Below are 12,712 nucleotides of genomic sequence, written 5' to 3' on the forward strand. Positions count from 1 at the left end.
AAAACGCAACAAAGCCCCATTTGTTCATATCTTCCACGAATATATGCTAAGGCGAGCAACTGCACCTAGACTCTACTCTTCATGAAAGGAAACACAAACCAAGCGCATAGCCCTCGAAAGCCCTCCATTTGAACAGCCTCATGCACACCAAGTAATAGGTGGGAATAAGAACGCTAAACAGCAGCAGATAAGGATACCCAAGAGGAAGAAAGGCTGTATCCAAAAGACATATCCCAGCGGGAACAGAGAGCTAGAACTAATGCATGACAACTAGCTCTCTCTGTAGACCTCTGCTATAGCCCGCTCTAAATAGTCAAGTGATAGATCTCCGACGATCTGCTGTGGAATCCCCTCTAGGGGGATGAAGAGGAGCATCGGCACACGAGGTACACGACTTCCCCCCTCGGAGAGAGCTGCATCCTCATGCTGCCCCGCACGTAGCCCATAGAGGTCGGCAAGCTCTGGCTCTCGGGCTATATTGACCCCGTAGACACTGATCTTGCTGGCATACCGCTTAGCTATTGCCTCGACCTTGAGGAGCAGACTACGAGAGGCTTCGTCCCTCTCTGAATAGAATAGGATAACAGTGGGATGGAGTCCCTTGAAGACAAACTCATCGGGAGACTCTCTATAGTCGTACACGTGTGCACGCATGTAGGCGGCATCGATCTGGCGTATGGGCTGTGTGCGCTGCTCCACAGATGGATCAGAGGGACTCTGCGCTCTAGCCTGATCGCCCCCCCTAGTCATCGTCTCAGAGGGGCGTGCAGTGCAACTAAGCCCAAGGAGCGAGAGGAAGAGGGTGAAGACGAAAGAAAGGGTAGCTCTTGTCATCATAGGTTACCTGGATTTATCGTTTGTGTGTTCTTTACGCACCGAAAGATACGGGTATTTCTTCACACACCCAACAAGCTAAGCCCCCAAGGGTAAAAAGTATGCCGTGCTTAGGCGAAGCTAAGCACGGCATACAGGGTCATTCGGAGCTCAATCATACGAGCTCACGAGAGGGGCTACTTCTTAGCCTCAGCGTCTGTCGAGCGGAACGTAATGATGATACGATCCTTAGAAGAGTAGAGGCTCTGGACGAAGGCCTTCACATCCTCTGGCTTGATGGAGTTGAGGATAGCATCATAGTTCGAGACGAAGTCAAGACTATGCAGGTAGTAGGTGGAGAGCTGACCGAGCCAGTATCCATTCTTACGTAGGCTCTCAGCATGTTCCTTAGCGAGGTTCTTGACAGCCTTGGTGAAGTATTCTTCATTAGGGCCATCCTTAGCGATCTCGTCAAGTCCCTTTAGAGCGAGGGCATTGAGCTTCTCGGTCTTTGTGGGTTCTGTCTGGAACTGGATGCTGAGCACACGGCGTACCTTGGGGTAGCGAGAGATACCCACGTTCACCCCTACACCATACGTACCACCCTCATCCTCACGAATGGTCTTCGTGTAGAGCTGATCGAGGACGGACTCTAGGATATCGGAGATTAGGATCTCCTTCTGGTTGTACTCGCCAGAGGTGGAGAGCATATCGATGACGATACCCGTAGGGGTGGCCATGGCCTTGTTGTATTCCTTGGTATGCGTACCAGCGACAGAAGCCACCTCACGCTCGGGGAACATCTTATAGGTAACCTTCGTGGAGGGGAGAGAACCGATGTACTGCTCTACGAGAGGACGAAGCTTAGCCTCGTCGATATTCCCCACGAAGACGAACTGGAAGCCACGTGCATTCGTGAAGCGACTACGGAAGAGCTGAAGTACACGCTCGTAGTTCACCGACTTGATCTCATCGATCGTCAGTGGGTAGCGCTCAGGGTTGTGTGGATACAGCAGGCGAGATACAGAGTCTCTCAGGCTGAAGAGTGGGTTAGCCATCGCAGCTTCGATAGCAGCGATGGAACGCTCCTGCCAAGCCTTGAACGCCTGCTGATCAGCACGACGAGCGGTGAAGTTCAGATAGAGAAGCTGGAACATCGTCTCTAGGTCTTCCTTCGTAGTAGATCCCGAGACATTGTCCGTCAGAGAGCCTACACTTAGACCAGCAGAGGCAATACGACCTGCTAGAGCCTTTTCTAGGGCAGAGTCATCGAACTTGCCGAGACCGCCGAGGCTAGAGATATCGTTGAGGACCTTGAGGTCGAGGTTAGTGGGCTTGGTGAGGTTGTAAGTACCACCTGGGCGAGAGCCCGAGAGGAGGATCTCGTCATCCTTGAAGTCCGTCTTCTTGAGGATGACCTTAGTGCCATTGCTTAGTGTCCAGACCGTAGAGCCAAACTTGCCATTCTTTTCCTCCTTGACGATCTTACCCTTCATGGGGAGCTTGTCGATGAGCTTGGTGTTGCTGACCTCTTCCTTGAGGGGCGTGACGGTCTGCTTGATGCCTTCCTCGTACTTAGCCAGAAGCTCCGACACCGTGGGGAGCTTGACCTCAGGCTTCTTGACGCTGGTCATCATGATCGCCACATTCTCATTCGCCGTAAGCTCCTTGGCTGCACCATTGATCATCTCGAGGGTAATCTGTTCGGCGATGCCTGTCATGAGCTTGTAGTAAGCAGGGATGTCTAGGAGGTAGCTGGGGTTGGTGAAGTAGGAAACATACTCATTAGCCCAAGTGCTGTTCTTGCGCTTGTCACGTTCGTTGTAGAGCTTCTTGATCCCAACGAGGAAGTCCTTCTTGGCACGGTCGTACTCGCTCTTGTTGAAGCCGAACTGGTGGATACGAGCGATCTCTGCAGTCAGTGCCTTGAGCGCAGGCTCCCAAGCACCTTCCTTGAAGGAAGCACTGAAGGTCGTTGCATCCTTCGTCTTAGCTACGATGTAGTCTCCTACGCTCATATCGGCCTCGGTGAAGGGAGCATTAGGCTTCTTGACGATGTCAGAGAAGCGCTGGCCGACCATCTGGACGATGATGCTCTTCATGTAGTTCTCGAGTGGGCCGATCATGGTAGCACGCAGCTCTGCAGGAGTCACATCTCGCTTGTAGTAGATATTGATCGAGTTCTGCGTAGCCTCTGGGTCAGCTGCGATACCGACGATGGGGGAGGCGTTGTCCTCCACCTGTGTGTAGACACGCTCGGCAGGATTGACCGGTGCGGGGATGTCGGCGAAGGTCTTCTTGATCTGTGCCTCTACCTCATCCACGTTGATATCGCCGACGATCACCAGAGCCTGCTGGTCTGGGCGGTACCACTTCTTGTAGTAGTCTCGGAGCACCTGATAGGGGAAGTTACGGACGACCTCCATCTTGCCGATCGGCATGCGCTCACCGTACTTATTACCGGGGAAGGCGAGCTGTAGGAGGGTCGTGAGGTTGCGCATGTCGCCACCATCACGGCTACGCCATTCTTCCTCGATGACGCCACGCTCTAGGTCGATCTCCTTATCCTCGAGACTGATGAAGTTACTCCAGTCATGGAGGATGAGGATACAGCTATCGACGACGCTCTTGCGTGGTACTGGGATGTCCATCAGGGTATAGACTGTCTCGTCGAAGCTCGTATAGGCATTGATGTTACGCCCGAAGCTAGCCCCGATAGACTCTAGGAAGTGGTCGATCCCCTTGCCAGGGAAGTTCTTCGTACCGTTGAAGGCAATGTGCTCCAGGAAGTGAGCCAGCCCCTGCTGGCTATCCTCCTCCTGCATAGAACCGACACGCTGCACGATGTAGAACTCGGCACGTTCCTTAGGCTCCGCATTATGGCGGATGAAGTAGGTCAATCCATTAGGAAGCTTGCCGATACGCACGGCCGTGTCAATAGGTAGTTTATCACCACCCTGAGCCCAAGCCGTCTGAGGAGCAAAGCTACCCACAGCAGCCCCTAACACGAGGAGGGCTGACAAGGCGGATAGAATACGATGTTTTAGCCTCATTATTGTATGTATTTGAGTTGAATGTTTGCCAAAGCATACAGCTTAATAACGAGAGCAAATATAGTACAATTATCAATAGGTGATACACCTCCCCAACCTCGATATACAGTAGGGATGACACATGAAATCACCATAGTACGAGGGCAAGGTCGTCAAGGAGCATAGGCCGAAGGTAGAAGTATCTATGTCCTAGTCTAGATATGCCAAGTGAATACCTCCTAATATGCCAAGTGAATACCTCCTACCTAGGAGGGATGAGTATACACGTGTGTACACAACTGTATACCCACGTGTACACAACTGTATACACGCGTGTACACAAGTGCGCTCTAAGTATCTCCTCTGTAGGGCTCGCTTCTATGTCTGTTTCTTGGGGATAATACGTAGGATCTCTAGGGGTGGGCTAAGGCTCTCTGGGATACGAAATGATGTCTACGAAGATCCAAAGGCAGGAGTGTGTGAGCGAGATCATGCGTCGGCCCTGGATATACAGTAGGGCATTACCCACCTCTCTTCACTCTAAGATTCGGGCTTCTGACCTCCCCCTGCGAAGTCCCCTCTGCGAAGGTCACAGAACGGGGATATAGAGAGCATTCCGAGAGGTCCATCCTAGGACACTAATATACCCGATAGAGGACTCGGTATGTCCGTCCCCATCACCTTACATAGGTGACGGAGGCGAACATTATATGTCCGCTCTCCCCTTCTCGGTATGTCCTCTAGCCCCCTCTCGGAGTACCCGATATAGAGGGCTTTGCACAGTCCGATCGGAGTGTGTCCGGTCAAGACATCCCCACCCTAACTACTCTCCCCCAATCCTAGGCTCTGCATCCGCTCCAACGAGCTCAATACGGAGCAGAAGAGAGTAGCCTCTACCCCCACTAGGCACACACTCCTCACCCCCTCTGTAGCACGCACAGACTAGGGCTGGGTGGTCTCTAGGGTTGTTTGCCTAAGTGGGCTAATTACATTACTTTTGTACTCAATTTGTTAGGAGAGTTATCTCCAAGCACTACATCAGCGCAACAACTAAAGTATAGTATACATTAAATAATATAGAAGACGAATGGCTGTATCGATTAAGCAGACCTCAGACGTAGCAGCAGTCATCACCGTATCGGTGAAGGCAGCAGACTACCAACCCCAAGTAGAAAAGGAGCTCAAGAGCTATCAGAAGCGTGCTAATATCCCAGGCTTCCGCCCTGGCCATGCTCCACTCGGACTGATCAAGAAGCAGGTCGGCACTTCGATCAAGGTAGAGGAGATCAACCGCGCTGTCGTCGGTGCTCTCTTCGGATACATCGAGGAGCAGAAGCTCGATGTCCTCGGTAGCCCCATCCCTGTAGAGAATGAGCCCGAGTATGACTTTGCGACTCAGGAGGACTTCGAGTTCTCGTATGATGTAGCTCTCGCTCCCAAGATCGATGTCAAGCTCACAAAGAAGGACAAGCTCACCTACTACCGCATCGAGGCTACCAAGCAGATGGAGGATGACCAGATCCAGCGCATGCTGACCAACGCTGGCAAGCAGGTGGACGCTGACTCCGTAGAGGAGAACGACGTCGTCTACGGACGTATGGTCGAGCTAGAGGCTGGTGAGCCTAAGCAGGGTGGTATCGAGGCTGAAAAGGCGCTCATCCTCCCCCGCTACGCTAAGGACGAGGCACAGAAGGCTAAGCTCCTAGGTGCTAAGGTCGGTGATACCCTCACCCTAGAGCCATACGCCCTCTATGGTGGCAACGAAGCTGAGGTAGCTACTCTACTGAGCATCGATAAGGAGGCTGTACCTGCTCTGGCTGGCGTCAGCTTCTCCTATCAGATCCACCGCATCTCTCGCCGTGAGGCAGCCGAACTAAACGAAGCCTTCTTCGTAGAGGCCTTCGGTGAGGCTAGCGAGATCCGCACCGAAGAAGCCCTTCGTCAGAACATCCGCGAGAGCTTCGCTGAGCAGTTCGCTACCGAGAGCGACTACAAGTTCATCCGTGACCTCCGTGCCCTCCTCGTAGAGAAGGCTGGCAAGGTAGCCTACGATGAGGCACTGCTCAAGCGTATCTTCCTCGCACGCAACAAGGATGCTAAGGTCGAAGATCTCGATCGTGATATGCCCAAGATCCTTGAGGACATTACCTTCGACCGTATCAAGGGACAGATGCTCGAGGCTGCTGGTGTCAAGATCGAGGAAGAGGATGTACAGAAGTTTGCCCTCATCGTCGCTAAGAACCAGTTCGCCATGTACGGCATGACCTCTGTGCCCGATGAAGTCCTAGCGAACTATGCCCAGAGCATGCTCAAGGAGGATCGCTCTCGTGAGAACATCATCGATCGTGTCGCTGACTCCAAGCTCGCTGCGATCGCCAAGGAGAAGGTAGCCGTCACCGAGAAGGCCGTCTCTCCCGAGGAGTTCAATGCCCTGATGAGCGAAGGGGCGAACGCCTAGTCCCCCAGCACCATTAGCGTAGGTCTCTCCTCCTGGGTATAGCTCTCGGGGAGAGACCTCCGCATTTCACCTCTATCCCCCCTTCTCCCCTCCCTGTAGGTACACACCTAGAGGTAGCCCCCTTGGCTGGAGGATCAGACTAAGGGGGCATCCACGGCCGATATAGCCACTCCCCACAGAGAGCTATGCTGGCTACCTTGCTCGGGATAAGACAATCCCCCCTTATCTCCCTGCAAGGGCATCCTATCCCTGATAAGTCTTTGAATAAATAAACTACCAAGCGATATGATTACAGTCAGTGATCTGGCCGTCCAGTTCGGCAAGCGCATTCTCTTCCAGGACGTAAACCTGAAGTTCACCCCTGGCAACTGCTATGGCATCATCGGTGCCAACGGAGCAGGGAAGTCCACCCTACTACGTACGATCAGCGGTGCCCTCGAGCCTACCCGAGGTACGATCTCCCTCGGCCCTGGCGAACGCCTCTCCGTACTGAGTCAGGAGCACTATGCCTTCGACGAGTACACCGTCATGGATACCGTCCTGATGGGGCACAGCGTGCTCTGGGCGATCATGGAGGAGAAGAATGCCCTCTATGCCAAGCCCGACTTCAACGACGAAGACGGGAACCGTGTAGCTGAGCTCGAGGATAAGTTCGCCGAGATGGAGGGCTGGAATGCCGAGAGTGATGCAGCTATGCTCCTCAGTGGTCTAGGTATCAAGGAGGATCTCCACTACAAGCTCATGAAGGAGCTCAGCGGTAAGGAGAAGGTACGTGTCCTACTAGCTCGTGCTCTCTATGGCAAGCCCGACAATCTCCTACTCGACGAGCCTACCAACGACCTTGACCTCGAGACGGTCACTTGGCTGGAACATTACCTCTCCGAGTACGAGCAGACGGTACTAGTCGTCAGCCACGACCGTCACTTCCTCGACTCTGTATGTACCCATACGGTGGATATCGACTTCGGCCGTGTCCAGCAGTTTGCCGGTAACTACAGCTTCTGGTACGAGTCTAGCCAGCTAGCCCTACGCCAGCAGCAACAGCAGAACAAGAAGGCTGAGGAGAAGAAGAAGGAGCTCGAGGAGTTCATCCGTCGATTCAGTGCCAATGTCGCCAAGAGTAAGCAGACCACTAGCCGCAAGAAGATGCTCGAGAAGCTCAACATCGAGGAGATCAAGGCCAGCAGTCGTCGCTACCCTGGTATCATCTTCACACCCGATCGTGACCCAGGGAACAAGGTTCTAGAGGTCAAGGGACTCACAGCCTACGCTGATGATGGCACGCTACTCTTCCGTGACCTGAACTTCAACGTAGAGAAGGACGACAAGATCGTCTTCATCAGCCGTGACCCTCGTGCTATGACCGCCCTCTTCCAGATCATCAATGGGGAGGAGAAGGCAGCCGAAGGAACATACGAGTGGGGACAGACTATCACCGAGGCCTACCTACCACTGGACAACTCTGAGTACTTCAATACGGATATGAACCTCGTGGAGTGGCTCTCGCAGTTCGCAGCCGACACCAACGAAGTGTACCTCAAGGGCTTCCTCGGGCGTATGCTCTTCTCTGGGGAGGAGATCCTCAAGAGTGCCTCCGTACTCTCCGGGGGGGAAAAGATGCGCTGTATGATCTCGCGTATGATGCTCAAGAATGCCAATGTGCTGGTACTCGACAGCCCCACGAACCACCTCGACCTAGAGAGCATCCAGGCCTTCAACAACACGCTGAAGGTCTTCAAGGGCAATGTCCTCTTCACCAGCCATGACCACGAGTTCATCCAGACGGTAGCGAACCGTGTCATCGAGCTGACCCCAGGTGGCATCATCGACAAGATCATGGACTACGACGACTACATCACCGACCCCACCGTCGCCGAGCTCAAGGCCAAGTACTACGGCGAGTAATTAACCCCTACTCCCTACAGAATACGACAGAGGGATATACACGCTGGTGTATATCCCTCTGTCGTATTCTATGGTTAGCCAGAGAGGGCTAAGCCGTGGGGAAAGGTAGGGGGCTCAATCCTCCTGAAAGTTATCCCTTAGGCTACGGATCGTGCGCTGTAGCCCCGAGAGGCCCGCACGCTTGACCGCTGAGCCTGCGAAGAGTGCTAAGTACTCCTCCTCGGTCATCGCCTCCAGCTCCTCGGGTGAGAGGGATAGCAGAGCCTCACGAGGCTTGTAGTCCTCGATCGTCGTAGGACGAGCATATCTATTCCAGGGACAGCACTGCTGGCAGGCATCACAGCCATAGACACGTCGCCCCATGCGCTCTGCCAGCTCAGGAGGGATCTCACCCTTCTGCTCGATCGTCAGATAGCTAATGCACCTGCGTGCATCTAGCCTACCGGGGGAGAGGAAGGCTTCGGTGGGGCAAGCCTTGAGACAACGCTCACACCGCCCACACATATTGCGCATCGGCTCATCTTCGGGTAGCTCAAGATCTACCAAGAGCTCCCCAAGGAAGAAATAGCTCCCAGCCCGAGGGATGATCAGCAGACTATTCTTTCCCCGCCACCCGAGACCAGCCCGTTCAGCCCAGTAGCGCTCCATAATGGGCGCAGAGTCTGAGAAGGCTCGCCCCTCGACCTCTAGCCCCAGCTCCTGTCGCATATAGTGAAGGAGCTGATCTAGCCGCTTCTTCACCACCTTGTGATAGTCTCGCCCATAGGCATAGTAGGCGAACTGTGGGGCATCGGGGTGCTGCTTCTCAGCTGGATAATAGTTCATAGCCACCATAATCAAGCTACGTGTCCCCTCCAGCAAGAGGCGAGGATCAGCACGTAGCTCCCTATTACGGGCAAGATACTCCATATCCCCATGATAGCCCGTCTCGATCCAGCTATCGTACTCCTTGAGCACCTCCTCGGGGACTCGCCCTGCACGAGCTACCCCACAAGCACTAAAGCCGAGACGTAGTGCCTCGGCTTTGATTGCTGCCACAGCCTCCACGAGGGAGAGTTCGGTGGGCTGTTGTGCTAGGTGTTGTGCAGTACCCAAGTAGTCTTGTAGGTAGGATACTTCTTGACAAAAGCCTCTAGGAAGGAATAAGCCTCAGCAGAGGTAGCGAAGGAAGCTAGACTAAGGCGAATGACCTTACCCGTATTGGAGTAGAAAGCCTGCATATCCCGATAGGTGGAGTCGGTCTGAGCAAGTAGGGTCTGATAATAGCCCTCGATGCGCTCCTTAGTAGGCTCTGTAGCCACGATGACATGATAGCGCCCATCAGGTTCACTCAGATAGCGTAGTCCCTCAGGCTCGGCTTCTACTGCAGGGATCGTATCTGGAGCGACCTCCACGACAGGCTCCTCTAGGGTAGCTGTACCAAAGAGCTTCTCCGCCGAAGAGTCTGCAGGGAGATAAGCCGTCTGGAAGCCACGCCCTGTCTCAGCTCCACGTCCCCAAGGCATCAGCACGAGGACAGAGGCTAGGACAGCGAGGATATAACCGATACTACGCTTCGGTAGACGTAGCTGGATATATTCACGGGACTTGGTCGTACGCACCTCGGTACGAGGCTGGGGCTCGGGGATACGCTCTGCAGGGGTAGCCACAGCTGACCTCCCACCAGCCAGCAGAGAGAGCGACAGTGGCGCATATCCATAGCCTGCCGCTAGCACAGCATGCGAAGAGGCCTGTGGGGTGAAGCTAATCGATCCCGAAGGAGTCATCTGAAGAGTACCTAACCCAGGGAGCTCCGCAGAACTCTCCTGGATGAGTGCATGGCGTAGCTCCTTGATGTCCTCCTCCAGTGCTAGGCGCCCCCGACGAACAGAGACTCCGAGCAGCGTAGCATAGCTCTCCTCCAGCAGGCCATCGCTGTGCGATAGCTCCTGACTGAAGTGTAGCTCAGCCTTAGGAGGTACGACCACGGACTTTGCCTCATCATAATAGGCGGGGATCCTCTGTCGGATAAATCCACCGAGCTCAGGTACGACGACATAGGGATGGCGAAGGAGTAATGAGGTAATCTGCTCTGCTAGACGATGACTCATAGGGGAGTATTATATCTTATAATGCACAAAGATAGTGCATTTTACCCTTATTTGTGGCTTTGGAGCCTAGCTAGAGCAGAGGTCTTGTCTCGGAGCTCACCCTCTTACTCGCCATTGCTCCTCTACTCCCTCGCCCCCACAGTGCCTAGGGGTACACAAGCTAAGCATACTAGAGATAGCCAAATGTCAGAGAGTAGCTCACTAAATCATCCATATATAGGGGCTCTATCCCTCCTACATGAGGGGAAAGTAGAGATCGAGCACCAGCAAGCAGAGCCTAGCAAGATGGGTATCTAGCAAGTAGGTTCGCAGGTCTCAAGCAGGGCGGACGCATGCACCCTCTTAGTATTCTTCACTCTTTGGCTCTTGGGGGGATTGTTTCACGACTTAGGGAGCCTTAGCCTTTGTCTCTGGAACACCTAGGCATTCCCCCGAGAATTGCACACACAAGAGCCCTATCGGGGATATACTTAGAGCGAAGTAGTGTACACGTGTGTACACTGTTGTGTACAGGTGGGTACACTATGGTATACACACGTGTATACTTTTTCCTCCTAGGTAGTAGGTCTACGCTTGGTAAGTCTGCACCTAGGGCACAGATGCTTCTTGAGGATAGGCTCCTCGGTCACTTTACCCTTGACCCTCTAGTGATTTCAGACGTCAGTGCTAAGGAGTCAAGGGGTTAAGGGGATTGATACGTAAATTTAATGTAACTTTGTCCCGCATTTTACTCCAATGGAGGCTTATGTCTCTAGGCTGTAAGGTCGCCAAAAAGAACTATATAGTCAGGTTATTAGAACTTATTTGTACAGAAACTAGATGAGCAACTACGTAGGGAATCTTATCCCCCACACTTTCTTCGTTACCAAGGGGAGCGGAGAGTCTGACCTCGAGCTCCATGCTGGCTCCTACCACATGGCCCTCTATGATGCTGGGATCTCGGACTTCAACATCATGGTCTACTCCTCTGTCCTGCCAGCCACTGCGCACTTGGCCACGATGGATGAGATAGACCTCCCCCCCTTTGGCTCGGAGCTCAAGACGATCATGTCCGTCTCACACGGCCAGCAGGACGAGTTCGTCTCAGCAGGGATCGTCTATGCGTGGATGTATGCGGATGAGAACTTCGACAAGAAGGTCGGGGGTCTCGTCTGTGAGGTCAGCGGTCGCTACCGCATCGAGGAGCTCGAGGCTCGTCTGATCCGTGTGATCAACGACCTACACCAAAAGACCTATTCGCAGTACTTCCTCGGCGAGTTGAACTTCGTGACCGAAGGGATCACGATCGAAAAGCGCTATGGTACAGCACTAGCAGGGCTGTGCTTCGTAGACTTCCAGCTCCCTACTGTGGAACCCCTCGAGCATCACTCCTTCTAGGCAGAGAGGGCTAAGCCCCACCTACCCAATAAGACGAGAGACCGTGGTGTGAGCCTTTGCTCACCTCCACGGTCTCTCTCTTTTAGCTCTCCCTTCTCTCCCCCTAATCACCTAAGCACAGATACCCCTAGCTCTGACTCAGAGGAAGAGGGATCGTAGGAATGCTGGGGGTATAAAAATAAGAAAGGCTACACCTCAACACTGGGTATAGCCTAACAACTTCTCTACTTCTCTTATTGAATCAAACAAGGTAGCGAGAGGGGGACTTGAACCCCCGACCTTCGGATTATGAATCCGACGCTCTAACCAGCTGAGCTATCTCGCCTCCTCCTTGTTAAAAGCACTGCAAAGGTAGTACAAATATTTCGTTCACGCAATAGGTTCCCCTAATACCTAGTAAAGTTATGCAGGGGGAGAGACGAGGGAGAGTGATCCTCCCCAGTCACGCAGTAACTGCCTCCCCCTCCCATCTCTCACTGGGTATTCGTAGAGAGCTATCGTCCCTTTCCATCTCTCGCTGGGTATCCGTAGAGAGCTGTCGTCCCCTTCCCCAAATAGTTGCCACCCAAACCTCACCGAGCCCTAGGGCTCGGCTCATACAAAGGGAAAGAGAAAGCTAAAGAGAGCGAGCAAAAAGAAGCCCACCCTTAGGCAAGGCCTAAGGGTGGGCATTCATTTGTGATAGGTACTACTATCGGCTAGGCCTTATGCTTCCTCACCGAGGAGGATCTCAAGGACCTTAGCAGCGGAGTAGGCTACTGGCGTACCAGGGCCGAAGATAGCAGCCACACCAGCATTATAGAGGAACTCGTAGTCCTGTGCTGGGATCACACCTCGTAATGCACTTTGCGTCTATACAGTTCTATCTCCTCTATAGGGATGACTGAAGAGCCATCTGGCATCCAATTATTGCTACAAATGGATCTAAAGGGAAAATCCTTTGCGTACTCGTCCTTAAGCCAACTGATATCCCAGGGGTTTTGACATTTCTCTTCTTTATCAAGAAAGAAGCACAACCGTTCAGAAAAATAATCTCT

Annotated in this window: 8 protein-coding genes and 1 tRNA gene; 3 read left to right on the top strand and 6 right to left on the bottom strand. The window is 53.3% G+C overall.

The window, feature by feature from the left end; translation table 11 throughout:
* Positions 1 to 270: 270 nt before the first annotated feature.
* Together QZ554_RS06720 and QZ554_RS06725 are read right to left on the bottom strand one after the other, a co-directional pair.
* Entirely contained in the window at positions 271 to 837 is a 567-nt protein-coding gene (locus tag QZ554_RS06720) for a hypothetical protein (RefSeq protein WP_297195261.1), read from the bottom strand.
* 173 nt (positions 838 to 1,010) lie between these two features.
* The gene (locus QZ554_RS06725) at positions 1,011 to 3,866 is read right to left on the bottom strand and encodes a M16 family metallopeptidase (protein WP_297195262.1); all 2,856 of its coding nucleotides are present in this window, start codon (positions 3,864 to 3,866) and stop codon (positions 1,011 to 1,013) included.
* Between the two features lie 1,066 nt (positions 3,867 to 4,932).
* Here QZ554_RS06725 and tig point away from each other — a divergent pair.
* Entirely contained in the window at positions 4,933 to 6,303 is a 1,371-nt protein-coding gene (tig, locus tag QZ554_RS06730; protein WP_297195264.1) for a trigger factor, read from the top strand.
* 285 nt (positions 6,304 to 6,588) lie between these two features.
* On the top strand, positions 6,589 to 8,208 hold the full coding sequence (locus tag QZ554_RS06735) for an ATP-binding cassette domain-containing protein (protein WP_297195266.1): 1,620 nt from the start codon (positions 6,589 to 6,591) through the stop codon (positions 8,206 to 8,208).
* Positions 8,209 to 8,322: 114 nt separating this feature from the next.
* Here QZ554_RS06735 and queG read toward each other — a convergent pair whose 3' ends face one another.
* A complete protein-coding gene (gene queG, locus QZ554_RS06740; RefSeq protein ID WP_297195274.1) occupies positions 8,323 to 9,255 on the bottom strand; it encodes a tRNA epoxyqueuosine(34) reductase QueG in 933 nt (310 codons plus the stop codon).
* Between the two features lie 26 nt (positions 9,256 to 9,281).
* Complete coding sequence (locus QZ554_RS06745; RefSeq protein ID WP_297195268.1) at positions 9,282 to 10,298, bottom strand: hypothetical protein; 1,017 nt, start codon at positions 10,296 to 10,298, stop codon at positions 9,282 to 9,284.
* An 819-nt stretch (positions 10,299 to 11,117) separates the two neighbouring features.
* On the opposite strand from QZ554_RS06745, the gene QZ554_RS06750 reads away from it, so the two are divergent.
* Complete coding sequence (locus QZ554_RS06750; RefSeq protein WP_297195270.1) at positions 11,118 to 11,675, top strand: pyruvoyl-dependent arginine decarboxylase; 558 nt, start codon at positions 11,118 to 11,120, stop codon at positions 11,673 to 11,675.
* Positions 11,676 to 11,926: 251 nt separating this feature from the next.
* Here QZ554_RS06750 and QZ554_RS06755 read toward each other — a convergent pair.
* Both QZ554_RS06755 and QZ554_RS06760 read right to left on the bottom strand, forming a co-directional pair.
* A tRNA-Met gene (locus tag QZ554_RS06755) sits at positions 11,927 to 12,000 on the bottom strand.
* 380 nt (positions 12,001 to 12,380) lie between these two features.
* Positions 12,381 to 12,506: a hypothetical protein gene (locus QZ554_RS06760; RefSeq protein ID WP_297195272.1), complete on the bottom strand. Its 126-nt coding sequence runs from the start codon at positions 12,504 to 12,506 to the stop codon at positions 12,381 to 12,383.
* Between the last annotated feature and the right edge of the window lie 206 nt (positions 12,507 to 12,712).

It is taken from the genome of uncultured Porphyromonas sp. (assembly GCF_915070105.1).
Classification (GTDB): Bacteria; Bacteroidota; Bacteroidia; order Bacteroidales; family Porphyromonadaceae; genus Porphyromonas.

Bases quoted from the DNA above. Each gene is read 5' to 3' on its own strand.
- QZ554_RS06720 (WP_297195261.1), bottom strand. From the start codon at position 837: ATGATGACAAGAGCTACCCTTTCTTTCGTCTTCACCCTCTTCCTCTCG.
- QZ554_RS06725 (WP_297195262.1), bottom strand. From the start codon at position 3,866: ATGAGGCTAAAACATCGTATTCTATCCGCCTTGTCAGCCCTCCTCGTG.
- tig (WP_297195264.1), top strand. From the start codon at position 4,933: ATGGCTGTATCGATTAAGCAGACCTCAGACGTAGCAGCAGTCATCACC.
- QZ554_RS06735 (WP_297195266.1), top strand. From the start codon at position 6,589: ATGATTACAGTCAGTGATCTGGCCGTCCAGTTCGGCAAGCGCATTCTC.
- QZ554_RS06745 (WP_297195268.1), bottom strand. From the start codon at position 10,298: ATGAGTCATCGTCTAGCAGAGCAGATTACCTCATTACTCCTTCGCCAT.
- QZ554_RS06750 (WP_297195270.1), top strand. From the start codon at position 11,118: ATGAGCAACTACGTAGGGAATCTTATCCCCCACACTTTCTTCGTTACC.